This is a genomic window from Gardnerella swidsinskii (assembly GCF_023277705.1).
GTDB lineage: Bacteria > Actinomycetota > Actinomycetes > Actinomycetales > Bifidobacteriaceae > Bifidobacterium > Bifidobacterium swidsinskii.
The window spans coordinates 1,143,434-1,168,202 of record NZ_CP083176.1; the positions used below are offsets into that span (position 1 = coordinate 1,143,434).

At 43.4% G+C, this 24,769-nt stretch carries 19 protein-coding genes; 14 read left to right on the forward strand and 5 right to left on the reverse strand.

Annotation, left to right across the window (positions count from 1 at the left end):
• Position 1 precedes the first annotated feature (1 nt).
• The 7 genes from rbfA (at position 2) to K9E37_RS04620 (ending at position 7,547) form a co-directional block, all read left to right on the forward strand.
• Positions 2–556: a 30S ribosome-binding factor RbfA gene (gene rbfA, locus K9E37_RS04590; protein ID WP_248893114.1), complete on the forward strand. Its 555-nt coding sequence runs from the start codon at positions 2–4 to the stop codon at positions 554–556.
• A gap of 48 nt (positions 557–604) precedes the next feature.
• The gene (truB, locus tag K9E37_RS04595; protein WP_102703349.1) at positions 605–1,708 is read left to right on the forward strand and encodes a tRNA pseudouridine(55) synthase TruB; all 1,104 of its coding nucleotides are present in this window, start codon (positions 605–607) and stop codon (positions 1,706–1,708) included.
• A gap of 61 nt (positions 1,709–1,769) precedes the next feature.
• The gene (gene ribF / locus K9E37_RS04600) at positions 1,770–3,014 is read left to right on the forward strand and encodes a bifunctional riboflavin kinase/FMN adenylyltransferase (RefSeq protein WP_162861115.1); all 1,245 of its coding nucleotides are present in this window, start codon (positions 1,770–1,772) and stop codon (positions 3,012–3,014) included.
• Positions 3,015–3,125: 111 nt separating this feature from the next.
• A complete protein-coding gene (locus tag K9E37_RS04605) occupies positions 3,126–4,169 on the forward strand; it encodes an ADP-ribosylglycohydrolase family protein (protein ID WP_103013797.1) in 1,044 nt (347 codons plus the stop codon).
• A gap of 54 nt (positions 4,170–4,223) precedes the next feature.
• On the forward strand, positions 4,224–5,345 hold the full coding sequence (locus K9E37_RS04610) for a PfkB family carbohydrate kinase (RefSeq protein ID WP_103013798.1): 1,122 nt from the start codon (positions 4,224–4,226) through the stop codon (positions 5,343–5,345).
• A gap of 79 nt (positions 5,346–5,424) precedes the next feature.
• Positions 5,425–6,948 (forward strand): purine-cytosine permease family protein, encoded by a 1,524-nt coding sequence (locus tag K9E37_RS04615; protein ID WP_248893116.1) that lies wholly within the window; start codon positions 5,425–5,427, stop codon positions 6,946–6,948.
• A 41-nt stretch (positions 6,949–6,989) separates the two neighbouring features.
• The gene (locus tag K9E37_RS04620; RefSeq protein ID WP_004109612.1) at positions 6,990–7,547 is read left to right on the forward strand and encodes a cysteine hydrolase family protein; all 558 of its coding nucleotides are present in this window, start codon (positions 6,990–6,992) and stop codon (positions 7,545–7,547) included.
• Positions 7,548–7,575: 28 nt separating this feature from the next.
• On the opposite strand, the gene radA is transcribed toward K9E37_RS04620, so the two are convergent.
• On the reverse strand, positions 7,576–9,063 hold the full coding sequence (gene radA / locus K9E37_RS04625) for a DNA repair protein RadA (RefSeq protein WP_116440351.1): 1,488 nt from the start codon (positions 9,061–9,063) through the stop codon (positions 7,576–7,578).
• 107 nt (positions 9,064–9,170) lie between these two features.
• On the opposite strand from radA, the gene K9E37_RS04630 reads away from it, so the two are divergent.
• Positions 9,171–9,827 carry a hypothetical protein gene (locus K9E37_RS04630; RefSeq protein WP_004109607.1) on the forward strand — a complete coding sequence of 219 codons (657 nt, stop codon included), beginning with the start codon at positions 9,171–9,173 and terminating at the stop codon, positions 9,825–9,827.
• Positions 9,828–9,932: 105 nt separating this feature from the next.
• Entirely contained in the window at positions 9,933–10,022 is a 90-nt protein-coding gene (locus tag K9E37_RS04635; RefSeq protein WP_004268639.1) for a 30S ribosomal protein bS22, read from the forward strand.
• A 138-nt stretch (positions 10,023–10,160) separates the two neighbouring features.
• On the opposite strand, the gene rpiA is transcribed toward K9E37_RS04635, so the two are convergent.
• The 4 genes from rpiA to K9E37_RS04655 all read right to left on the reverse strand — a co-directional run bounded on the left by rpiA (position 10,161) and on the right by K9E37_RS04655 (position 15,158).
• Positions 10,161–10,859, reverse strand: coding sequence for a ribose-5-phosphate isomerase RpiA (gene rpiA / locus K9E37_RS04640; RefSeq protein WP_004105437.1), 699 nt, complete (start codon positions 10,857–10,859; stop codon positions 10,161–10,163).
• A gap of 346 nt (positions 10,860–11,205) precedes the next feature.
• Positions 11,206–12,291: a ribonuclease H family protein gene (locus K9E37_RS04645; protein ID WP_248893118.1), complete on the reverse strand. Its 1,086-nt coding sequence runs from the start codon at positions 12,289–12,291 to the stop codon at positions 11,206–11,208.
• Between the two features lie 35 nt (positions 12,292–12,326).
• On the reverse strand, positions 12,327–14,000 hold the full coding sequence (gene pgm, locus K9E37_RS04650) for a phosphoglucomutase (alpha-D-glucose-1,6-bisphosphate-dependent) (protein WP_004134346.1): 1,674 nt from the start codon (positions 13,998–14,000) through the stop codon (positions 12,327–12,329).
• Between the two features lie 30 nt (positions 14,001–14,030).
• Positions 14,031–15,158, reverse strand: coding sequence for a diacylglycerol/lipid kinase family protein (locus tag K9E37_RS04655; RefSeq protein ID WP_102703356.1), 1,128 nt, complete (start codon positions 15,156–15,158; stop codon positions 14,031–14,033).
• 381 nt (positions 15,159–15,539) lie between these two features.
• Here K9E37_RS04655 and K9E37_RS04660 point away from each other — a divergent pair, with 381 nt between their 5' ends.
• The 5 genes from K9E37_RS04660 to K9E37_RS04680 all read left to right on the forward strand — a co-directional run bounded on the left by K9E37_RS04660 (position 15,540) and on the right by K9E37_RS04680 (position 24,669).
• The gene (locus K9E37_RS04660; protein ID WP_116773817.1) at positions 15,540–17,357 is read left to right on the forward strand and encodes a L,D-transpeptidase; all 1,818 of its coding nucleotides are present in this window, start codon (positions 15,540–15,542) and stop codon (positions 17,355–17,357) included.
• A complete protein-coding gene (locus K9E37_RS04665; protein ID WP_102703358.1) occupies positions 17,354–18,838 on the forward strand; it encodes an App1 family protein in 1,485 nt (494 codons plus the stop codon). The genes K9E37_RS04660 and K9E37_RS04665 overlap by 4 nt, the downstream gene beginning before the upstream one ends.
• Before the next feature lie 90 nt (positions 18,839–18,928).
• Positions 18,929–21,409: a S9 family peptidase gene (locus tag K9E37_RS04670; RefSeq protein ID WP_420842987.1), complete on the forward strand. Its 2,481-nt coding sequence runs from the start codon at positions 18,929–18,931 to the stop codon at positions 21,407–21,409.
• A 169-nt stretch (positions 21,410–21,578) separates the two neighbouring features.
• Entirely contained in the window at positions 21,579–22,289 is a 711-nt protein-coding gene (locus K9E37_RS04675; RefSeq protein WP_004110206.1) for a Crp/Fnr family transcriptional regulator, read from the forward strand.
• A 58-nt stretch (positions 22,290–22,347) separates the two neighbouring features.
• Positions 22,348–24,669, forward strand: a complete 2,322-nt coding sequence (locus tag K9E37_RS04680; protein WP_064621440.1) for a transglycosylase domain-containing protein — start codon at positions 22,348–22,350, stop codon at positions 24,667–24,669.
• Positions 24,670–24,769 lie beyond the last annotated feature (100 nt).

The following is a 24,769-nucleotide window of genomic DNA, read 5'->3' on the forward strand; positions in this document are numbered from 1 at the left end:
TATGGCAGGAACGAATCCTAGAGCTGCACGTATTGCAGCATTAATTCAGCGCGTAATCGCTTCTAATATGGAATCGCATTTGCATGATAAGCGTTTGGCGAGTGTGACTATTACGGAAGTGCGCGTTACGAACGATTTGCAAATTGCAAAGGTTTACTGGACGCAACTTGGTCACGAAGGTAAAGAGCAGGGTGAGCGTCAGCGTGCAGCACAAGCTTTGCAGCAGGCTCACGGTCGACTGCGCTCTTTGGTCGGTGCAAAAGCTGGATTGCGTTTGACTCCCCAATTGCAATTTATTTATGACGAAGTGCCATCTGAAGCGCACGAAATTGAGGATATTCTTGTTGCAGCTCGTCATCGTGATGAAGAATTAGCTAAGTTGCGTGAAAATGCTAAGTATGCTGGCGATGTCGATCCGTATAAGAAGCCGCGCGAAGTTGAAAAATCTGACGATGACTTTGACGATGATAATTTCGACGACGATGATTTCGAAGAGGGCGATGACTTTGAAAGCGACGACTTTGAAGGCACGTCTGAATCGTCTGACAACAATTAAATCTCAAAGCAAACTCAATGTGAATCGTATAGTAGCTAGATTTAACTTATGTGCATACCAGATTCAGGGTTACTGCTTGTAGATAAGCCTCAGGGCGTTACAAGTCACGATATTGTTGCATGCGCTCGTCATTTGTTGCATACAAAGCGAGTTGGGCACGCAGGAACGCTTGATCCTATGGCAACAGGATTGCTAATCATAGGTTTTGGCAATGCAACGCGACTTTTAAATTATATGTTGGGGCACAATAAAACCTATGAAGCAGTAATCCGCTTAGGAGAAGCAACTACTACTGATGACGCAGAAGGTGAGATTCTTCCGGATAATGCATTAAATATAGGTCCGGGGGTTCATGTCGATAATGACGACACGTCTTTTGAAAAGTCACTGTCTTTTGAGCGAATTAAGCAAGTTGTTAGCGAAAATTTAGTAGGCAAAATTATGCAAGCTCCTACTGCTTTTTCTGCTATTAAAATTAATGGTCAACGAGCTTATGATTTAGCGCGCGAAGGAAAATCAGTAGAGATTGCTCCTCGAGAGATATTTGTTAGTGATTTTTCAGTAAGTAATCCTCGAATTACTAGGGGAGTGAGTGGGAAACTCGTATGCGATATATCCGCAAAAGTTTCTTGCAGTAGTGGAACATATATTCGCGCTTTAGCTCGCGATTTAGGTCGCTTACTGGGAGTTGGTGGGCATCTTACTCAGCTTCGTCGCACGAGCGTTGGTGATTTTTCAGTTACTGATTCGCGTGTTCTTAAACTCCGCGCTCAAATGCGAGAATTTACTGATCGCAATGGAGTATTGCAGCATCGCTCAAAAGCAGTTCCTGGTGACGATTTTGACGCAAATAATATGCTTCCTAAAATTTGCTTAAATATGATGGATGCAGCTTCGCATTCGCTTCCAACTTTAAGCATTGATGAAAATCAAGCTAAAGACTTGCGTTTTGGACGCTGGATTGAGCTTAAATCTGCCATAAATTACGAAAATTATCCTGCAATAGCGTACGTTCCAAACGCAAATACTGCGGAATGTGACGTTGTTGCAGTAGTTGAATTGACAAAAAATATAAAAAGTAATCAAATCAAACCAATTGTGGTATTTCCGGCAAGCGAGAAGACTGGTAAACTAGATAAGTATTTAAAATAACGAATTGCGTAATTTGCGTAGTTTGCTTGAGTAATGCTTGAACGCGGATAGTAAGGATATCATGAAGGTCATCGACATTCGACCAGATGCCAACGGCATGATTAATTGGCCAACGTTAAGTGCGGAGCGTAAAGCGGTTGTTACCATTGGCGTATTCGACGGTATGCACAAAGGGCATCGCGAGGTTATTCGTCGTACTGTGGATCTTGCGCATCGTCATGGAGCGTTTTCAGTAGTGATCATGTTTGACCCGCGTCCAAGCGTAGTGCATGCTAATCCTGATTTATACGATGATTTTGGCGACGTTAATTCTAAACTTCCGGACGATCCGGATGCTCTTACAAGCGTGCGTCAACGTTTGCGTGTGATGTCACAGTTGGATGTTGATCATGTTGTGATTGTGCGCTACAGCCTTGCTTTTGCTGCAAAATCGTACCGTTTCTTCTTAGGTCAGCTCGTTGGAAAGCTTGGTATGCGAGCATTAGTTCTTGGCTCTGATGCTGCACTTGGTGCTCGTTGTGCTGGTGATATTAAAGCAATTCGCGAGTTGTCTCAGGCAACTGGAGTTTTTGAGCTTATTGAAGTAGAGGATTTGGGTCCAGACGACGTTCGCGTGCCTGATCCTATTGTTCGTGAGGTTCCACAGGAGCCTGGAGACCCTAAAGATCCTTCTGAGGGCATGAATAAAGCTGAATATCGTGCTTGGAGTAAGAGCATGCCAAATAAGAAAGTGCGTGCTTGGAGTTCTACAAATGTGCGCTGGATGTTGGCTACTGGTCGAGTCAAAGAAGCGCGTGAAATTTTGGATCAGCCGCATCGCGTTGAAGGAACAGTAGTTCATGGAGACGAGCGTGGGCGCGAGATTGGATTCCCAACAGTAAATCTTGGCGAAAAAATTGAAGGCTATGTGCCAGTTGATGGCGTGTATGCAGGCTGGGTTGTTGATTTAGATGCTGACAATAAGAACGATGTCAGACCATCGAAAAATGCTGTTCCAGATGTGAGTGTTTTGCGTCGTGATGAGCTTCATTTAGGCGTTCATTCTCCGTGGCGTTGGCCTGCTGCGATTTCTATTGGAACTAAGCCAACATTTAATAAAGATGGCGAAGAAGATGCAGAGCGCACTGTTGAAGCTTACGGATTGTTCGACGATTGGAAAGACTTGTACGGGCATCGCGTTTGCATTGAGTTTGCTAGTTTCTTGCGTCCGCAACAGGCTTTTGACTCAGTTGACGCGCTAAAAGATATGCTCAAAGCTAATGTTGAGCAAGTGCGCGAGATTACAGATGCTGAAGCTGAAGTCTGATTTTGATATTTGCGCTTAGTGGTTTTTAGTTGCGATTATTTTTGCTAGCTGCGTTTAGCTTATAGTCCAAATGCTTTTAAAATTGTGTCTGCGAAAGCATAAAATATACTTATGATAAACGCAGCAATCAATCTTGAGCAAAGTGAAACATATAATCGCGCGTTTGGAGCTATTGTTGGTCTTGCTATAGGCGATGCGCTTGGAATGCCAACTCAAAGCATGAGTGCTCAAAGCATACGCCGTTTTTATGGCGGTCCAATTACAAAATTAATGGACGCTGTAAGTCAGCAGCCAATCGCGCCAAATATGAAAGCAGGTTCTGTAACAGACGATACGGAGCAAGCTTTTTTACTTGCTGAACGCATAATCGCAGATAATGGCAATATTGACAACAACAAGTATGCGCAAAATCTTCTAGATTGGGAAGGTGCAATGCGCGAAAAAGGTTCCTTGGATTTGCTAGGACCGTCAACTAAGTCAGCTTTAAAAGCACTTGTAAATGGAGTAATTCCTGAAGAAACAGGCAAATTTGGCACAACTAATGGTGGTGCAATGCGCGCGACACCAATTGGCATTGCTTTCAAACCAGGTGAATCGCTTGCTAAGGCAGCCAGAAAATCATGCTTAATTACTCACAATACGACTCAAGGAATTGAATCTACAACACTCGTTGCTGCGGCAGTAAGTTTAGGTATTGAAGGTTGTGAAAATCCGCTTAAAGAAGCAATAAAATTCGTAAAATTGCTTCCAAAATATGGTAATTGGAGCGCAAAAGCAAGCGTTATAAGTAGGGTCGAATTTTTCACTAAAAAAGCTGAGGAGTTGAGTTGCTTATCTGTAAGTGACGATGATTTTGCTGAAATGTTGCAAAATGATTGTGGTACAAGTGTTGAAGCTAATGAATCCGTAGCTGCAGCTTTCGCAATTGCAACTCGCTTTGCAAATGAACCAACCAAAGCTGCGTGTTTTGCAGCATCGATTGGCGGAGATACCGATACGATTGCTGCAATGTGTTCTGCGATGTTGGGCTCACAGTATGGGTTGCAAGTGTTCGATGAAAAAATACGAGAACGCGTTTTAGAGAATTTGCGAGTCGATCACTGCTACGACGTAGAAAAGATAGTGTATGCTTTGTGCTTAATGAGAAAAAATTAGAAGATTGAGAAAAGTAGAGAATATGCTGCATAGTAGCTTTCAGAGGCGATTGCAATGTACGAATCAAACATAAGCTTGAATGAAAAAGCAAGTTTGGTCGTGCCGCAAGTAATCTCACTTGGTCAAATTATTGTAGATGTAACTATGAAAGTTAGCTCTGTTCCTAAACCAGGTGAAGACATATTTGCAAACTCGTATAGTATGAGCGCTGGTGCAAGTTACAACATGCTATTTGCTGCAAGTCAAATGGGAGCTAAAGCGCAATGGGCTGGCGTTTTGGGTGAAGGATATTTTGCAAATATTATTTCTAAAGCTTTAAACGAAGCACGTATTTCGCATATTGGCACAAAAAATTCCATGCTTGATTCAGGATTTTGCATAGCTCTTACGGATAAAAGCGCAGAACGAACTTTTATATCTACTAAAGGTGCGGAAACTAGTGGTGACGAGCATGCTTTTGACTTTGTAAATCCTAATCCGGAAGATGTTGTGTACATTAGTGGATACACGTTTGTGAGTCCTATAAAACGTGCGCTTTTGCGGTTTATGCTAAGAACAAGCGGTTTGTGCGGTTTAAGTAGTAGTGCTTTAGAGAGTTCTTTTGATAAACACAAGCGCCGGTTTACAGCGATTTTTGATGCGTCGCCAATGATTGCAAATATTTTAGATGAAGATTTAAAAGCCTTGATTGACTACGCGCCAATTTGGTTGTGTAATGCTAGAGAAGCTGAGATTTTAGCAAAAAGGCTTAACGCTTGGGGAAATGACGAAATCGAAGATGATTGCAGCGAAGATGCTGACGAAAGCAAAGATGCTGATAGCAAAAACTTTAATGACGAAACAAATAATCAACTTACAAAACGAAAGATTGAGCGTTTACAGCGTGCGCTAAGAGCTCCCCTCATCGTTCATGCAGGATCTCACGGAGCTTGGGTGTGTGATTTAGGTAAAGAAGCCGAGCATATTAAAGGATTTCAAGTAAAAGCAGTAGATACGAATGGAGCTGGCGATGCGCATACTGGCGTACTTGCGGCTTGCATAGGCTACAAAATGACGCTTAAGCAGGCTGTTTTATGCGCGAATGCTGCAGCTGCTATTGCTGTCACAAAATATGGGCCTGCAACGTGTCCTACAAAAAAGGTGATAGAAGATTTTATTAAAACAAATGTTTATTAATACCAACATTTATTGGATTTTCTTAAATTATTCACAAATCTATAAAACAAAATCAATATAAAAAGAAGCTAGGTGAAAAATGAGTAAAGCTCAAGTAGGAGAATCTAAAACTCAACAAGCCACAGACTCGTCGAGTCAACATTCCTTAAGCATTGAGGAACAAGGCATAGACACAATCAGTGAAAGCGAGCGCAAAGGAACGCCATCAAGCCTATTCTGGCCGTGGTTTGCAGCGAATATTTCCGTATTTGCAATGTCGTACGGAGCGTGGGCGCTTGGTTTTGCAATATCCTTCTGGCAGGCAACGTTAATGACAATAATCGGCGTAATTGTGTCATTCCTGCTGGTTGGAGTGATTTCAATAGCCGGCAAACGTGGAAACGCTCCAACAATGGTATTGACTCGCGCAACGTTCGGCGTACGTGGAGCAAACATTCCAGCAGCACTAAGTTGGATTGCAACGCTCGGATGGGAGATTTCGCTAGCAATAACTGCCGTTCTTGCAATGGCAACAGCCGCAGAAAAGATCGGCTGGGGTAGTGGTACGAGTGTTAAAATCGTGAGCACAATCATCGTAGTTGGATTAATTGTAATTGTTGGAATTTACGGCTACGACTTAATTATGAAGTGCCAGCAAGTTATAACAATTGTAACGGGAATAATCACTCTTGGATTCTTCGTACTAGGTTGGGGACACATAAACTTTGCTGCGATTGGTCAAATTCCAAACGGATCTCTTCCTGCAATGCTCGGTTGCTGCTTCTTCGTTATGACTGGCTTCGGCATAGGCTGGGTTAATGTTGCGGCTGATTACTCTAGATACTTGCCTAGAAAATCTTCAAATAGCGGAATCGTTTTTTGGACTACTTTTGGAGCGTCAATTGCAAACGTGTTCCTAATTTTCTACGGTCTTCTACTCGCAGCTTCTAATATGGAATTAGCTCAAAACGTTGGAAACGACCCGATTGGAGCAATTGCTGCAATCTTGCCAGCGTGGTATTTGATTCCGTACACGATTGTAGCGGTTCTAGGACTTATGTCTGGAGCAATTATGGACAATTATTCAAACGGTCTTGCGTTGCTATCTTTTGGAATACGTATTCCTAGAACTGTTGCAGCAATTATTACTGCAGTTCTAACTACTCTTGGTGTTGTTTATGTCACGTTCTTCTCCGACACATTTATTGGACCATTCCAAGGCTTCTTAACGACTTTGGGAGTGCCGATGGCTGTTTGGGCTGGAATGTTTACTACGGATGTGCTTGTTCGCAAAAAAGATTATTGCACTGAGGACTTGTATAAGCCGGAAGGTCGCTACGGTGCTTGGAATGTTAAAGCTTTTGCGATTCTTTGCGTTGGAACGATTGTTGGATGGGGTTTGGTCGTAAACTTTGCAGCGAAATGGCTTACATGGCAAGGTTATTTGCTTTGGCTTGTTGGCGGAAAATCAAGTAGCTGGGCTGGTGCAAACCTGGGCGTAATAGTTGCGCTACTAATCGGCTTGATCGGCTCTTTAATTTTCCAGCGTAAAGATATTGCTGAGCAAGAAGCGGATTTGCCAACAAGCGAAGTAGGTTTGCAGACAAGCGAAATTGCAGAATAAAAATAAAAATAAAAAGGATATTCGTATGAAAGGATATTCAAATGATTAAAGAAGACGAATGGTTAGTGGTAATCGACAGACAGCGCGTTTTTTGCGAAAGTGAGTGGTCGACTTGGGCGTGTGCAGATCACACTTACGATTCAACAACAGAAGCTTTTACAAAACTTGCAAAAGCTTATGGTAATCGAGTAATTTACACGCGCTATGTAGCACCGCTTAAGCCAGAAAACGCTTGGGTTGACTATTTTAAAGATTGGCCACAATTCCTCGTAAAACCTGACGACCCAATGTATGACTTCACTCCAGAAACAGCAGAACTTGCGGAAGGTCACACTGTAGTTACTTGCGAAACTTTCGGAAAGTGGGGTACGAAACTTAAGGCTGCATTAGGCGAATGTCGCAAAATAACAATTTGCGGAGTTGCAACAGATTGTTGCGTATTAACAACTGCTTTAGCTGCAGCGGATAATGGCGTTGCTGTGCGTATTGCAGAAGATGCTTGTGCAGGAAGCACGCCGGAAAATCATAAGCTAGCTCTTAAAACTATGGAGCTTTTTACACCGCTTATAACAGTGTGCAGCACAAGCGAAATCCTTTAAAGTAGTAGCACTTGGGCATTTGCTTAGCTTATAGCCCAAGTGCTTTCAACGCTTCTCGCACTGTGCTAACTTCAATAATTTCTAATCCTGGAATATTAACGTTTTTCCGCATATGGCAAACTATTGCGCGCTTATATCCTATTCGCGCAGCCTCGCGCAATCGCGGCTCTATTCTTGGCACTGGGCGAACTTGACCAGTTAAGCTCATTTCACCAATTGCGCAAGTTTTAGGAGTTACTGCTTTCCCGGCAGCAGCGCTAGCTAAAGCTGCTACGATTGCTAAGTCGCAAGACGGCTCTTTTGCCAACGCTCCTGCAATAGTAGATACGTACAAATCTTTTGCAAGCAAATTAACGCGTCCGTGACGATACAAAACTGCTGTAAGCATTGCAAGACGGTTAGAATCAACACCAGAAACTGCGCGGCGAGGAGTAGGCAGAGCTGATTGCGTTACAAGTGCTTGTATTTCAATTGGCAGGCTTCTGTGTCCTTCAAGCGTAAAAGTAACGCAAGTTCCGTCGTTTGTGCCATCTTGCGCATTTTTACCTTGATTATCGTTTTCTGTAGAAGACAAAAACAGTCCGGAAGGATCCGGCACTTCTTCAATTCCTTCACCGCTCATGTCGAAGCATCCAACTTCGTCTGTAGGTCCAAAGCGATTCTTTACGGCTCTTAGCATGCGTAGTGCTGTTTGTGTGTCGCCCTCAAATTGACATACTGTGTCAACTAAATGCTCAAGCGTTCGCGGCCCTGCTATTGAACCATCTTTTGTAACGTGCCCAACTAAAAGTATCGGAATATTGTTAGCTTTAGCAACGTCGATAAGTGCACTCGCAACTTCTCTAACTTGTGTAGAACCGCCTGTAATACCATCTACTTCTTGTGCGGAAATCGTTTGCGCAGAATCGACAATAGCAAGCGTAGGGTGATGCGTTTCAATAAGATCCAGCACAGTGTCAAGATCGCCTGTTGTTGCAAGTAATAAATAATCGTTTACAGCGTTAATTCTAGACGCGCGCAATTTAACTTGTGCTGCTGATTCCTCGCCGGAAATATACAATACCGGGGGAGTGTTGCTTTCTTTTGATTGCTTAGATACGTAAGCTGCTGTTTTTAGAAGTAGTGTTGATTTTCCGATACCTGGCTCTCCTGCTATAAGAGTTACGGAGCCTGGCACAAGTCCTCCGCCTAATACGCGATCGAATTCGCTAAAACCAGTGTGGATGCGCATTGCGTCGTCTGCTTGAATTTCGCTAATTGGTTGCGCGGATGTTGCTGAATCGAGAGTTGAATGTGTGCTATTGCGATTAGAAGTAGTTATGCTATCTGGTGAATATGCGCGCGATGCTGTTGTTGCGCGCGGTGTACGTGTTGTACGAGATAATCCGCTAACTCGCGCTTCTCTAAACTCGTTCACTGTGCCCCATTCGCCACATTCAGGGCAGCGACCGTACCATTTTGAGCCGCTCCAACCGCATTCGGAACATAAATAGTGAAGAGTAGATTTACTAGCCATATCTCGACGCTATACGCTTTATTAGACAATCATATTTTGTATTTGTTTTTGATTGTAAAGCGCTTTTGCGTACTAAAAGCGTCATCGCGATGTGACATAATGCAAGTATGTCGAAATCGAATGCTTCAAGTATGAATGCTTCAAAGATGGGTGCGTTGAATATGAATTCCTCAAGTGTCAATAATTCATCACACAGCAAGTTATTAGTTGTGTTGACTTCAGCTGCAGTAATTGTGGTTTTGGCTCTAATTTCAGCATTTATGTGGCCAGGTTGGGCATTAAATCACGAAAACGTTGCGAGCAAAAATCATATGGTAATGCCTAAAACGCCTTCTATACCATCGAAACCTTTGCCAGCATCTTCTACGGCATTGCTTAAGGCTATGCCAGATAGCGTACTTGATTTCGCTCGTGTTGACGCTATACCTAGTGCAACTTGGACTGAATCGTCGCCTTTGGAGGAATATTCTGTTAAGTACTCAACTGGTCAGCCAGATGGGGAAGTGTCTGTAACTGTTGCTCAATGGTCGAATCGTGATTCTGCAAACAAACAGTATGAGGCGTTAGTTGATGGACTTAAGGGTTCTGATATCGCAAGTGGAAAAATTCAAGTTTCTGGCAAGACTTCCGGTAGCTATGTGTTGCGAAATGATGAAAATGATAAATCACAGGCTAGTGCATTGTGGCAGAACGATACCGCTGTTTTTGAAGTGAACGGCGCAAAGCAAGCAGTAGAGCGTTTTTATCACAGATTCCCAATGTAAATTGTTGTAAAAAAATGATGTTCTTTGTAATATCACTCCACAAAGTCGTTAAAACGGTGTAACATTAGGCAAGTTGCACACTTTACATAGGAATGGAGGCTTCAGATGGGTTCTGTCATCAAGAAGCGCCGCAAGCGGATGAGCAAGAAGAAGCACCGCAAACTGCTGCGTAAGACTCGTCACCAGCGCAAGTAATTTTCTTGCTATGCGTTGATGCGTGTCTGAACGTTTAGGCACGTGAGACTTTTTTTTGAAGCGTCGGTTTTCCGGCGCTTTTTTATATACAAAAAAATAGAGCCCGTGTTTACAGACTCTACTTTTCGCTTAGTTTCGCTACTTATTTGGGTTGGTAAGCGTGCGAGGGCCGTTAGGATCGCCGACGATCACGGTGTCAACCATGTTCAAGAACAAGCCGTGTTCCACAACGCCAACAGTTTCAATCAAATCCTTCGCCAACTCCTGTGGATGCTCAATGCGCTCCATATGCAAATCAACCACGAAGTTGTTCTCGTCGGTGCGAACTTCTTTGCCGTCTGCATCAAGACGCAAAACTGGCTTATATCCGCGCTTTTCGAACTTACGAATCACTTGCGCGGAGCCGAATGGAATCACCTCAACAGGAAGTGGGAACTTGCCAATCGTGTCGACTACCTTGCTTGCATCAACAATCCACACAATGCGGTCAGAGTTAATAGCCACAATCTTTTCCCAAAGAAGAGCTGCGCCGCCGCCTTTAATTCCGTTGAAATTCTTGTCAACTTCGTCGGAGCCGTCGATTGTAACGTCAATGTGATCCACTTCGTTAATGTCGAGAATCTTAATGCCGTAGCCTTCTGCTTGCTCTTGTGTGCGACGAGAAGTGGTAACTCCCGTAAAGCTCAAGCCTTCTTCCTTAACTCTGCGACCAAGCTCGTCAACCAAGAAGCGCACTGTAGAGCCGGTGCCAAGACCAACCATCATTCCATTCTTTACAATCTTTGCGGCTTCAATGCCTGCTGCTTTTTTAAGCGCGTCTTGTTGTGCTTTATCCATTATTCCTGCTTTCTTATGTTTTGTTATTCCCGAGTTCGTCGATGAACTTCCATCGCATTTGCGGGAGAGGCGCTTATGCTTTTATGCGTGCCTCGTTTTCGTACATTTCCATATTAGTCTGCGTGCAGATTTTTTGAACGGAGCTGGGCGCTCGCACCCTCCAAACGCGGGCGTGACGACCTGCTTTCGCGCTCAAAGTGTAACGCGCGAAAGCAACTCGGAGCGTGAGCTTGCTCAAGTTGAAAGCACGGTGTGCTTTCAACGCAAGCTCAGTAGCGAGCGCGCCTAGACCGCGCGAGCGATCTACTACGTTTGGAGCTCAACGCCGAGCAAATTCCAAAGTAACCTATGAAAGGTAGAAGGCGGTTGGAGATAAATGCAAGGTGCCGTCTGGTTCTACGTAGCCGTTTACGTTGATTGTGCCGGAAATAAAGCGCGCCTCGCCGTTAAAACTTGGGCTTGTGTTTGGTGGTGGAGTAAATTGCAGCACGCCAGAAACACTTAATCCTTGAACTGGTTTAGATGCAGTTTGCGTAACATTTTGCTTTGTTTTTGGAACTTCTTGAACAATAGTTATAGCATCTTGCTGGTGTGCATCTTGCTGGTGTGCATCTTGTTCATTTTCTATTGATAGTGCATCTTTTTCGCTATTTTCTAACGTTTCACGCTTTGTTTCACGCGCTTGTTCGCGCGCTGATTCATTTGCAGATTCAGTTAGACCACTAGTGTTTTTACTATTTTGTGCAGAAAAATCAGGATTAATATCTTCGCCAACTGTGCGTTCAAGATGGTATTTTGCATGAGAAATTTTGCCGTCTAAAAGCATTTTCGCATCACTTGGCACATTCGTACCTTTTGCATATTCAGAAGCAAGAAGCGACTTCCAGCCTTCTAAAGGCAAGTATCCGTCCTTCAAACCATTTCGGCAATCTTCCGCATATCCGCGCGCTAATGTATCAACTTTTTCGTTTCCTTCGTTTCCTGCGTGACCCTTAACCCACACGAATTTCACGGCGCCTTCGCGCTTAGTAATTTCCGCGTCGATTGCTCGAATCAGCTCGGCATTTTTAACAGGTTCATTTTTAGAGTTTTTCCAACCGTTCTTTTTCCATCCGTGAATCCACGTAGTTGCGCAGTTAATAGCGTATTGTGAATCACTTTCGATTGTGAGCGGCTCTCTTCCAGGATGTGCTCGTAAAGCTTCCAAAACCGCGCATAATTCGCCAATTTGATTTGTGCCATTAGTTGCGCCTCCAGCATCTGCATTGCCTGTGTGATGATGTTCGTTAGAGCTACCAGACTCGTCAATGTGATCTGCCCACGCCCAACCCATTGAACCATTCGGGTTTCCGAGCGCGGAACCGTCTGTTGAAACAACAATCATGACAAAACCTTTCAAAAATGCGCCGACTGCAGATTGCAACCAGCGCAATTAGTAGATTTCTTTATTTACGCAAGATTATTACGTTACGCTAAAGCCTTGTCGACTACAGCAGTAGCTTCCTCAAGCACCTTGTCAAGTGCTTCTGGAGAAACGAAGGATTCTGCGTAAACCTTGTAAATATTCTCGGTACCAGATGGGCGAGCAGCGAACCAGTTGTTCTTAGTCGTCACCTTCAAGCCACCAATCTTTGCGCCGTTTCCAGGAGCTTCCGTAAGCTTTGCGGTAATATCCTCACCAGCAAGCTTAGTTGCTTCAACGTCGTCGCCGCTCAAAGCTGCAAACTTCTGCTTTTGCTCAAGTGTTGTTGGGGTATCGACGCGCTTATACCAGCTTTCGCCAAAACGAGCTACCTGATCCTGGTGAAGCTGAGCTGGGTTCTTGCCAGTCTTTGCAGTAATTTCCGCAGCGAGCAAATCAGGAATCAAGCCATCCTTATCGGTGGTCCACACGCGACCATCTTTGCGCAAGAAGCTCATGCCGGAGCTTTCCTCGCCGCCGAAAGCAACTTCGCCGCTAAAGAGTGGGTCAACGAACCACTTGAATCCAACTGGAACTTCCACAAGCTTTGCGTTAATAGAAGCAGCCACGCGGTCGATCAAGGAAGAAGACACAAGCGTCTTGCCGATAGCAGTATTCTTTGGCCAATCCGGGCGAGCACCGCCGAACAAGTACTCCACGCACACCGCGATGTAATGGTTCGGGTTCATAACGCCCCAGTTCGGGCACACAATACCGTGACGGTCAGCATCTGGATCGGTGCCGCCAACCAAATCGTACTTATCCCAAGCGCCAGCGTTAAGCTGATCAACTAAGCCCTTCATTGCGTAAGGAGAGCTTGGATCCATACGAATCTTGCCATCGTGGTCAATAGTCATGAATCTCCAAGTTGGGTCAACTTCTGGACGCACAACGCCAATGTTCAGGCCATACTTTTCGTTCATAAGTGGCCAGTAGTTTACGCTTGCGCCGCCGAGTGGGTCAATTCCCAAACGCACGCCGCTAGAGCGAATCACATCAAAATCGATTACATTAGCCAAATCGCTAACGTAGTGTTCGCGGTAATCGAATCCTTCAACCAAATCAGACTTGATTGCTTCCTCGAAAGGTACGCGCTTTACAGACTTGTAGTTGTCGAGCAATTCATTTGCTCGAGCTGCAATTGCGTTAGTTACATCTGCAGGGGCAGGACCGCCTGTTACAGGATCGTACTTAAAACCGCCGTCGGTTGGTGGGTTGTGCGAAGGAGTGACGACAATGCCGTCAGCCAAGCCGTCGCCGCTAAAACGCTGAGTGCCGTCGGCTGCGCGATTATGCGTCAAAATAGCTTGGGATACAACAGGAGTTGGCACGAAATCGCCGCGAGAATCCACGCGAACGTGAACTCCGTTAGCAACCAAAACCTCAATAGCGGTTTTTTGAGCAGGCTCAGAAAGAGCATGCGTATCGCGACCAATATAAAGAGGGCCAGTTACGCCAGCTTTTTTGCGATATTCAGCAATAGCTTGTGTAATTGCCACAATATGAGCTTCGTTAAACGAAGTTTTTAAAGCAGAACCACGGTGACCGGACGTGCCGAAAATCACGCGCTGTTCTGGAATGTTGGAATTTGGAACTTCATCATAGTAAGCGCCAACCAAAGCGTCGACGTCGACTAGATCTTCTGGGGTGGCGGGCATTCCCGCATTTTTTGCTACCATAATTTTTTATTTTGCCACGGCGCTTGTATTTTATATTTTTTCTGAAGCAACGCTAGTTTTTACGCTTGCCGGCACGCGCACGCACAGTGCTTGTTTGTCAACAGTGAATCGCAAATGTTTTGTGTAACCCAAAATGTCGCCGTCCACCTGCACTGGCGCCGCTTTTTCTAATTGCACTTCTGCGCTAAAACCTTGCGTTTGGTCAATTCTTGAGCCTGCAGAAAGCGAATCCTGCTGGAGCGCGCGCCCTGTTAGCGTTTGGTGTATTACTCCTCGGAACAAATTAGCCCAACCAATTAAACCGCCCGAAGTGTCAATAATCTCAAAATCAAGCACACCATCGTCATATGCTGCTTCTGGCATAAGCGAAAACATAGGAATCTGACCGCAATTTCCAGCCATAAGTGTGCGGAAAGTCAATCCTTTTAGCACGCTTTCGTCGCCATTCGAACGCTGTAAGGTAACGGTTGCGCGATATTTTGGCATAAACAAATGCTTTACGCCAGAGACAAAATAAGCAAGCCAACTAATATTCTTTTTTAAGTTTGGATCAGTGTCGTCAATCATTAACGCGTCAAAACCAATGCCTGCAATAATTAAGAATGCGTGTCCATGATCTTCTTCTGGATTGTCGAGAATCGTTACGCGCCCAACGTCAACCTGCCTAGAGCCGTGAGAAGTTGCAACACGCAACGCAGCATCCACGTCGTTTACTGGAATTCCCATATTTCTAGCAAAAAGATTGCCAGTTCCAATAGGAATAATTCCCATCGCGTGACCTTTACCGCTTACTGCGCTCGCAACAGTACGAACCGTGCCATCTCCGCCTACTGCTACTACTACGTTAGCTCCGTTTGAAAGTGCTTCTAAAGCGCATTCGCGTCCATCTTTATCTAACTGTGTATCAATAATTTCGTAGGTTAAATTGCGTTCTTTGCAATAATTTTTAATACTTTCGCGATACGATTTCGCTTGTGGTTTTGAAGGATTAAGTATGAATGCGTAATGCACTGAGTCGCCATGTCGTTGAGCAAGTTTTTCTGCCAAATGATGACGTTTTAAAGCGCGCGAAACAATCATGATGACGAATGGAGCGAGTACAAGCGCGAATACAATCATCATAAGAGCAATAGTCGCTTGAATAGGCATAGTTGGCATACCTCCTATTCTTGCACATTATTTTTTCTACAATACTAAATTTTGCGGCATATTGCGAATATTTACGTTTTTTACACATTTGTATAGTATGTATTGTTTTTATAAATATCGTTTATTGCTTGTATTAGATGTTTATTAGTTACTCATCAGGTGTCGGCTAGTTGCTAGTTAATTGTGCATTTTGCTGCTTTTGCTTGTTCTTTGCTCGTTTTTCACGTGTATTATTCGCATTAATTCTGTACTAAATATTTAGTTAGTTATATAGCTAGTTATGTAACCAGTTATGCTCTCCTGCTTCGCTAATACTAATTTCGTGCGTCGCTAGTGGTAAACTATGCAAGCGTGTCTGTCGCATATAATTATTAAGCAGAGGTTTTGAATATGGCTGAATTACAGCAAAATTTTGAGGGAGATGAATCCCTCAATATTACACCTAGTAATATGCCTGATGATGCTAGTGACGATACTGTTGCTTTTATGCAGGTTCCTCAAAGTCATGTAGAAGATCAAATAGCTGATAATTCTGTTAATTATGAGGGAACTCTTGCTGATAATTTAGGCGAAGTCGCCGATGAAGAAGATACTTCTGGAGACATTGTTGACGATATCGTTGAAGATATTGCGGGTAATAAGAAGAATGTGTTTGGTAATAATGCTGCATCTTATGGCATGTATGCAAATGCAACTCCTGCCGATTCAACTGCAACCGATTCATTTAGAGTAGTAGAGCCGAAAGCAAAGAAACATCGTACGAATCGTTCCGCACTGGCGTTGATGTATTCGCTTCTTATCTTTGTTATTTTGTTAGCAGCAGCATTTTTTGCACTTCATTTGTATTTCAACAATCGAGTTGCTCCAGGTGTTGATTTTGGTGATGCTTCTATTACGCGCAATCTCACTGGCTATCAGGAAGATTCTGTAATCAAGACTGTTCAGAATGCTGTGGATCATAGCGAATTAGAAATTAGTGACGATCAAGGAAATAGTATTGATGCAGATTTGAGTCAGCTTGGTGTCAAGATTGATAAGAACGCAACTGTAAAAGCTATTATGAATGCTAAGCGAGATAATTTATTTACTCGTATTATGCCTTGGGTTCATCAAACTGTGAGCTTGAAAGCTGTACGTGATGATTCTGCTTTGGATTCGTACTTATTGCATAAGTTTATTCGTGAGAAGGATCGTGCTGTACCTTATAGTGCAGTTTTCGACAAGGATTCTGAATCTTACAAGGTAGAGGATGGCATACCTGGTCGCACTATAGAAACTATGTCTGTTCGTGAAGCAGTAAAAAAGTTAATTGCTTACCCTGGTAAAACAGTAAAAGTTTCTGTTACATCTCGACGCACTGACGCTCCTATTAAGCTTGATGCAGCGCAGAAACTTGTAAATGATTTAAATAAACTTCTTGAGAAAAAAATCACGTTTAATAACGGTGACGGTAAAGATTTTACGGTTCCAAAAGAAGCGATTGCGTCTTGGATCAATATAAAAGCAGATACGACTCGCCGTAAGCTTTCTTACACAATTGATGCAGATAAAGCAGATTATTATTTGTCTCAAGTTCTTCCAAAAGAACTTAATCAGCAAAAAATTAATCAAGAAGATGCAATTGATAAAGAAGGTAGGTTTATTTTCACAACGCTTAAAGGTTCTAATGGTGTTGAAATTAACTATTCCAATAGTGTTGCGAAAAAGGCTGTAGAATCTTTGCGCAATGGCAATGATTTCAAGATGGCTGTTCCTGCGAAAATCACTAAGTTTACCGTTGAAAAGAAGCTTGTTGAAATGCGCATTGTTGTTGACAAAACAACCCAAACGGCTTCTGTTTATAAGAATGATGAACTTGTAAAAACATTCCCTGTTTGCACAGGTAAGCGCGGTGCTGATGATTCAGCTTCCGGCACATTCTTTATTTACTTGCGTTATGCTTCACAGGATATGCGCGGTAGGAACGGCGATGGCTCTCCTTACTTCTCTCCTGGAGTGCGTTGGGTTAGCTATTACCATGGTGGAGAAGGCTTCCACACTGCTTCTTGGAATTATAAGGGTATTGCAACTGGCGATGCTGCAAATCACGGCTCTCATGGTTGTATAAACATGTATGAGCAGGATGCTCGCTGGATTTTTGAAAATTGCCCACGTGGCACTATTGTGCAAATTGTTGGCACGACTCCAGATGGTCCGGTACGCGAATGAGCGAATCTGTGGGTAACTCACTTAACAAAGATGAACGCGCCGAAGAACTTTTGCTTTCTGCGCGTTCTAATCTTGAGTATGTGCAAAGCCCACAATCTACTCCGAAGTTAGCTGCGTCTAGACGAATTAGCAGCGCGCCAATTCCTGTGCATGTTACTGCAACATTGTTTGATACTCCGTCTAAAGCTGAGTGTATTGACAATAAGCCATTGCTTGTGCGTTTTGGTCGCAGGCTCGTTACGTCTATTGTCGGCATGTGGATGCGTCTTGCTGGTCGTGTTGCTCGTCGTCTTGGCTGGTTTCCAAGTGTTGAGCCGTATATTGGATACGGAACGCATAGATATGCTCGCTTGATTTGCAGAACTGTGTATGCTCCAAAGCTTGGTCATCATTCTGCTCTAAAACGCGGAATTTACGCGATGCTTGTTGTTCCTGCTGTGCGTGTGCGCGTGGCTTTGTCTATTGACGGTATTCCTGTAGAAACAGCTCAAATTGGCGATTCTGAAATATACGATAAGCCTGAAGGTTCGCGCGATGGTAGTGCAGAGTATTGTATTTCTGACCGTGCAGGGTATTTAGATTTAATTACTGAGCGCGCTTTAGAGCCTGGTCGTCACGTTGTTTCGTATTCTGTTAGTGATCGTGAGCCTGTAAAAGCGAGCTTGTTTGCTATTGACGCAAATGTTCCTGTTGGTGTTATTTCGGACGTTGACGACACTATTATGGTAACTCAAGCGCCTTCGCCAATTCGTGCTGCTTATAATTTGCTTATTATGAATCCTGCTCATCGTTCGCCAGTTACTGGAATGTCTGAGTTTTTCCAGTCTTTAGAGCGTTTACGTGACGATATTCCATTTTTCTATCTTTCTACTTCTCCGTGGAATGTTGAGGCTTCAATTCGTCACTTTATTGATCGCGAAAAGTTTCCTGAGGGTCCTCTTCTTCTTCGTGATTTGGATCCACGTCCTAAAACTTTTATCCCAAACGGACCGCAGCATAAATTAGAATTTGCAACTCAGCTTATGGATGATTTTCCGGGTATGCGTTTTGTGCTTATTGGCGATGATGGTCAAAAGGATCCTTTAACGTATGCGAATATTATTCGTAAGCATCCAGGTCGTGTGCTTGCAGTAGGTATTAGGCAATTGCGTAAGCATGCTACTGTTGAGGATTTTCGTCGTAAATTATCTCGTGATTTTGCGGTTGCTTTAAGTGCGTCTAAGCGTGCATATGTTTTTTCGGATGCTCTTGATACTACGTGTGAAGATGCACAAGAAATTCCTACTATGGCGATCGAAAAATTACATAATGCTAACGAGTTTTCTGGTGATATTGATGATTTTGATGATGCTCAAATGCGCATAATTGAAGCAGAAGGTGCTGTTGGTACTTTGCAAGGCGTGCCATTTTTTGCAGCTCCTCAAGGCAAAGATTTAGCTAAAGTAATGCTTCCGTTTATAGAGGAAGCAATCGCGAAATAGTATAAAAATAATTGTAAAATAATTTTGTAATATTAAAGAATTGCAGAAAATATTTCGTTACTAATATATAAAAGCTGAAGAAAATACTTAATGAAAATTAAAAGAGGTGTAGCTATGAGTAATCAAGATTTCGCAAAGCCAAAAGCAGCAGAACGCATACCGTCGGCACGTGAATTCCATGGCGACACTTATATAGACGAATATGCTTGGATGAAAGATCGCAATAATCCTAAGCTTATGGAATACGTCAATAGTCAAAACGCTTATACTGAACAGCGTGTAAAGCACTTAGAAAACTTGCGTTCTACATTGTTTGACGAGTTGCGTTCAAGAGTTCAAGAAACAGACATGTCTGTTCCTGTGCGCATGAATAATTATTGGTATTACGTGCGTACTGAAAAAGGCAAACAATACGCTGTGCAATGCCGTATGAAAGTCAAAAATAGTGACGATTGGAATCCGCCAATTATCGACAATTCTGCAAAACCTGGCACAACTGATGGTGAAGAGATTTTATTTGATGCAAACTTTGAGTCTGAGCACTCTGGTGGCAAGTTCTTTAGAGTCGGTGGAATGGATTTGAGCACCGATGGTTTGAGAATGCTGTACGGTGTCGACACTCAAGGCGATGAACGCTTTAACTATTTTATTCGTGACTTTTCTACAAAAACATGTTCTTGGTTGCAGTTAGAAGAATCGTGGGAAAATCTTGCTTCTGCTTCACTTTCTCCAGATGGAAAATGGGTGTTTTATGTAAAGCTTGATGATGCTTGGCGTCCTTATCAAGTTTGGAGGCATAAGGTTGGCACTAGCGTTTCTAATGATGTAAAAGTTTTTGAAGAAACTGACGAGCGATTTTTTGTTGACGTGTATGAAAGTTTTGACGAACGATACATGATGATCAGCAGTAGTTCAAAGACTACGTCGCGCGTGCTTATGCTTCCTTTGAGCAATCCTGAAGGCGAATTCCGTATGGTTATTGAGCCGGTTGAGGGGGTGGAATACGATATTTCTTTCGCTTGCTTTGAGAATGCTGGCGAAAATGGTGAAGATATTCCAATTGCGATTGTGTGCCATAACGCTAAAAATCCTAATTTTGAAATTGACATTATTGATATGAGAGGAAATTCCGGCAAGTTTGATGAGCATATAACGTATAAGCTTTCGGATGGAGTATGTGTTGCGTCGGGTTCTCCTTATGGTTGCGAGCAGGGAGATGCTTGGCAACAAGGTGCTGGAAGTGAGCCTATTACAAAGCCTTATAATTCGCCTCAAAATCCTGAAATATTGCAAAATGCAGTTGGATTGAGCATAAGCGGATTGTCAATGTACAAAAATTATGTGGCACTAGCTTATCGTTCTCAAGGTTTGCCGCATTTGGCTGTAATGAGCAAGAAGCGCGCTGTTGAAGATTTTTTGCAAGCAAAACCGTGGCGTTTTTGCGAAGTGCGACCGCTTTCTTCCCAGCTTGCGAATCAATTTACGGATCAACTTTCTTCTCAACTTGTGGATCAAGCGCAAGCCGAATCACGTGCTGCGCTCGCAAATATTTCACAAGAAGAAATCAACAATAATCGCCTATTGAATATTTCTATGACTGGAAATCCTTCGTACGAAGCTCCGCGTATGCGTTACGCTTTTGGTAGTTATGCGACTTTAGGTCAACTTCGCGAGTTGGATCCTTTAACAGGCGAAGATGTGTTGCTCAAGCAAGGTAAAATTTTAGGTGAATTTAATGAGCGCAATTATGCTGAAAAGCGCGTTTGGATTACTGCTCGAGATGGTGAGCGTGTGCCAGTGTCTCTTGTGTGGCGTCCGGATAAAATTTCTCAAACTGACTCAATGTTTATTACTGGTTATGGAGCGTATGAAGTTAGTTCAGACCCTACTTTTTCTGTCGGTCGCTTGAGTTTGCTGGATCGCGGCGTGTTATATGCGCAAGTGCATGTGCGAGGCGGCGGCGAAATGGGTCGTGCGTGGTATGAACAGGGTAGGCGCGTCAATAAAAAGCATACTTTTGAAGATTTTGCTGATGCCACGCGTGCTTTGCAAAATGCTGGTTTTGCTTCCGCTTGTCATACTGTTGCAAACGGTGGTTCAGCAGGAGGCTTGCTTATGGGTGCTATAGCAAATATGGCTCCGGAATGTTATGCAGGAATTGAAGCAGACGTGCCTTTTGTAGATGCCCTTACGTCTATGCTCGACTCTTCTTTGCCGCTTACTGTAACAGAGTGGGATGAGTGGGGCAATCCACTCGATGATCCTGAAGCTTATGCTTATATGAAATCGTATACTCCTTACGAAAATGTGCCTTGCGTAAAAATGGAAGATGGTCGCAAAAAGTTAGCTGATTTTCCGAAAATCTTAATCACGTCCTCTATTCACGACACGCGCGTGCTTGTTACGGAACCTTTAAAATGGCTCGCTAAATTGCAAGCTTCTGGAGTTGACGCAATTGCTCGTATTGAAACTGACGGTGGTCACGGTGGCACTTCTGGCAGGTACAGGCAATGGCAGGAGTTAGCTTATGAAAACGCATGGTGCCTGCATGTTATGGGTATAAACAGTTAGTTGGAAGCGGCAGAAACTTTACTGCGTTGTAAAGTAAATGTCGTTTCCACGCCTTTCGTGATATCATGGGTCAAGTGATGTGCGTTTTTCGCTTGCGTTTGCGCTCATTTACATACAGGTAGTTCAATGGAGATATCTACTTATTGCTTAATGAAGGGGTAGAGCAGCAATGGCAACACTCAACGTTGACAGCGATGAATTTTCACTGCAACATACCGCATTGTTTAAGCAAGTTCCAGCTGATCAAGTAAAAGAATTGATGCAGTATTTACAAGAATCAACATTTAAAAAAGGTTCTGCAATTTTTAATGAAGGCGATACTGACCATCGAATGTACTTGCTTGAGCGTGGAAGAGTAAAATTAGTTCGTCATTCAAACGACAATCGTGTGCAATTGTTAAGTATTCACACTCCTGGCGAAATTCTAGGCGAAATTCCCGTTTTTGACCCTAGCGGCGGTCCTCGTACAGCTTCAGCAATATCTATTACCAACAATACTAGAGTTTTATGGCTAGAAAATGACGTGTTATTCCATTGGTTAAACAATCACCCTAGTGTTGCAGTAGATATGCTTCAAGTGCTTGCAGCGCGCATGCGAGCAAATAATGAGCGAATTTCCGATTTAGTTTTTATGGATGTTCCTGCTCGTTTAGCAAAGACTTTGCTGAATTTAGCTTCAAGATTTGGTGAGCCTATGAGCGATGGCTTGCTTGTGCCGCATGATTTAACGCAAGAAGAGCTTGCGCAACTTGTTGGCTCGTCACGCGAAACAGTTAACAAAGCGCTTATGGATTTTGCAAACAGGGGTTGGATTATGCGCCAAGGCAGGTCAATTATTATCTATAAGCCTGGCATGCTTATTCGTCGAGCTGAACGTTAAAATGCGAATGTTTATGATGCTAGTTTTCAAGTAGAGGCAAACCTTTAAAATAGTACGCATGCCGAAAAAGAATTCACTGACTGTTCGCCGTGTGTTAGCGCTGTTCCTTACCTACATCACTTTGTGTGTTGCAGGAGGTATTGCAGCAAGTATTATGTTTGTTCCTGGCGTAATGAGCGTGAATAGTGTAGTGAAAACAGTAGTGCCTTCACTTCGCGTTGACGGCATCGATTTTGATGTTACCGCGTTGCCGCAAAAATCGCGACTTTACGCTTCTGATGGCAAAACTATTATTGCAACTTTTTATGCTCAAAATCGCACTGTAGTGCCGCTTCGACGCATATCGCAATATATGCAGCGAGCAATGGTTGCTCGTGAAGACCGTCGATTCTTTGAGCATTCCGGCGTAGATATGCAAGGTGTTATTCGCGCATTCGTGCAAACATTCGTTAAAAAGGGAGATATGCAAGGTGGCTCTTCCCTAACTCAGCAATATGTAAAAAATGTGCTTATGATTAAGGCTCGCGAAAATAACGATTCTTTAGCTGAGTATCACGCTTCTGAAGGCACTATTGCACGTAAATTACGCGAAATGCTTATTGCAATTCAAATGGAGAAAAAATACTCTAAACTTGAGATTTTGCAGGGATATTTAAATATTGCGCAGTTCGGTAGCAATAATATTTACGGCGTAGAAACTGCAGCTCATCGCTACTTCAATACGAGCGCTGCAAAACTTAATCTTGTGCAATCAGCAACTATTGCTGCAATTACAAAGAATCCTTCGCGTTATGATCCTTCTATTGAAACAAATCAGCCTGAAGCGCAAAAGCAGCGCAATATTGTACTTGATTTAATGCTTCGTCAAGGTTTTATTACTAAGAGCGAGCATGATTCCGCTGTTGCTATTCCTCTTAAAAGCACTCTTAACATACAGAGGGAAGTTTCTAAAATTGGATGTCAAGCTGCAGGCGACGCAGCATTCTTCTGCGATTATGTGACGAAGAAAATTTTGCACTCTCGCGAGTTTGGTAAAACTGCTGCCATGCGAGAAAAGTTGCTTACTGAGGGTGGTCTTGATATTTACACAACTATGGATTTGCGTGCTAGCAAGGCTGCTATGAAAGCTGCTAGAGATACGATTCCTGTGAACGATAAGAGCGGTTTTGAGGTTTCAATTGCGGCAATTAAGCCTGGAACTGGTGAAGTTTTGGCGTTCGGCAGTAATCGTATTTATGATGCTACGGATGCTGCAAAATCAGATCCTACGCATACTGCTTTGAACTACGCTGTAGATGAGCGCGATGGTGGCGGTCTTGGTTGGCAAATTGGTTCTACTTGGAAGCCAATTAATATGGTTGCGTGGATGCTTGCTGGAAAGTCAATTAATCAGCCTCTTCGCACTTCTATGCTTTATAATAATGCTGATTTTAATTGCAGCAAATTCCGCGGAGTTGGTAGTTGGTCAGTTCAAAACTCTGGTGGTGGCACAACTAATCCGGAAACTCCTTTGCAAGGTCTTGTGCGCTCGCATAACACTACTCAGGCTTCTATGGCTCAGCAAATTAAGCTGTGTTCAATCGCGGATGCTGCTCGCATACTTGGCTACCACAATTCGCCTCTTGGTCAGGAAAGCGTGTATTCTGCTAACTCGCTTAATCCGCCTATGACGATTGGTTCTGTGCAAGCTTCGCCTTTAACTGTGGCGAATGTGTATGCAACTATTGGTGCTGATGGCGTGGCATGTGATCCTATTGCTATTAAGCGAGTTGTTGACAAAAACGGTAAGCGTTTGAAAGTTCCTAGTGCGCATTGCCATCAAGCAATTCCAAAGGGAATCGCTCAAACTGCTGCTTATGCGCTGAATCAGGGTGTTGTGCAACCTGGCGGCGAGGCTTCAACTACACAACTTGATGGCGGTCGCAAGACTTTCGCAAAAACTGGTACTAACGAGCAGTACTACATGACTACAGCTGGTTTTGTGCCGTATCAAGTTGCTTCGTTTGTGGCAGTTGGTAACGCTGAATCACAGAAAAGCTTTAATGGCATGACTATTAACGGTCGCACAAGGGCAGCCTGGTATGGTATGTATATTGCAACCCCAGCGTGGAAACAGTTTATGAACGACTATTTGAAAGCTGCTAACATTCCTGTTGACAACGATTATGGCAAGCCTGATCCAAAGTACACTGCCGGTGGAACTCTGCCTGGCACGCCTAAAAATACTGTTAAAACTGATCAGCAGAAGCGAGATGAAGACGCCAGAAAGCAGGCAGCACAAGAACAGCAGGAAGAAGCTAAGACGCAAAAGAACACGCAAGATCAGTACGGCACTGCTCGCCGCGACGACTATGGTGATTCAGAAACTGATAATTACTAAATGGTATTTGTTAACTCGTAATTGCTAGTTAACTTACTAAATACTAAGTTGTTTTGTGCTGTTCCTTATACAAATAAACCCTTACTTATGCTACTTGATT

Coding starts and splice junctions, on each gene's coding strand:
- K9E37_RS04655 (WP_102703356.1), bottom strand. CDS start 15,158: ATGCCAACTATGCCTATTCAAGCGACTATTGCTCTTATGATGATTGTA.
- K9E37_RS04635 (WP_004268639.1), top strand. CDS start 9,933: ATGGGTTCTGTCATCAAGAAGCGCCGCAAGCGGATGAGCAAGAAGAAG.
- pgm (WP_004134346.1), bottom strand. CDS start 14,000: ATGGTAGCAAAAAATGCGGGAATGCCCGCCACCCCAGAAGATCTAGTC.
- K9E37_RS04605 (WP_103013797.1), top strand. CDS start 3,126: ATGATAAACGCAGCAATCAATCTTGAGCAAAGTGAAACATATAATCGC.
- K9E37_RS04670 (WP_420842987.1), top strand. CDS start 18,929: ATGAAAATTAAAAGAGGTGTAGCTATGAGTAATCAAGATTTCGCAAAG.
- K9E37_RS04660 (WP_116773817.1), top strand. CDS start 15,540: ATGGCTGAATTACAGCAAAATTTTGAGGGAGATGAATCCCTCAATATT.
- K9E37_RS04615 (WP_248893116.1), top strand. CDS start 5,425: ATGAGTAAAGCTCAAGTAGGAGAATCTAAAACTCAACAAGCCACAGAC.
- K9E37_RS04610 (WP_103013798.1), top strand. CDS start 4,224: ATGTACGAATCAAACATAAGCTTGAATGAAAAAGCAAGTTTGGTCGTG.
- K9E37_RS04630 (WP_004109607.1), top strand. CDS start 9,171: ATGTCGAAATCGAATGCTTCAAGTATGAATGCTTCAAAGATGGGTGCG.
- K9E37_RS04665 (WP_102703358.1), top strand. CDS start 17,354: ATGAGCGAATCTGTGGGTAACTCACTTAACAAAGATGAACGCGCCGAA.
- truB (WP_102703349.1), top strand. CDS start 605: ATGTGCATACCAGATTCAGGGTTACTGCTTGTAGATAAGCCTCAGGGC.
- rbfA (WP_248893114.1), top strand. CDS start 2: ATGGCAGGAACGAATCCTAGAGCTGCACGTATTGCAGCATTAATTCAG.
- K9E37_RS04680 (WP_064621440.1), top strand. CDS start 22,348: ATGCCGAAAAAGAATTCACTGACTGTTCGCCGTGTGTTAGCGCTGTTC.
- radA (WP_116440351.1), bottom strand. CDS start 9,063: ATGGCTAGTAAATCTACTCTTCACTATTTATGTTCCGAATGCGGTTGG.
- K9E37_RS04620 (WP_004109612.1), top strand. CDS start 6,990: ATGATTAAAGAAGACGAATGGTTAGTGGTAATCGACAGACAGCGCGTT.
- ribF (WP_162861115.1), top strand. CDS start 1,770: ATGAAGGTCATCGACATTCGACCAGATGCCAACGGCATGATTAATTGG.
- rpiA (WP_004105437.1), bottom strand. CDS start 10,859: ATGGATAAAGCACAACAAGACGCGCTTAAAAAAGCAGCAGGCATTGAA.
- K9E37_RS04675 (WP_004110206.1), top strand. CDS start 21,579: ATGGCAACACTCAACGTTGACAGCGATGAATTTTCACTGCAACATACC.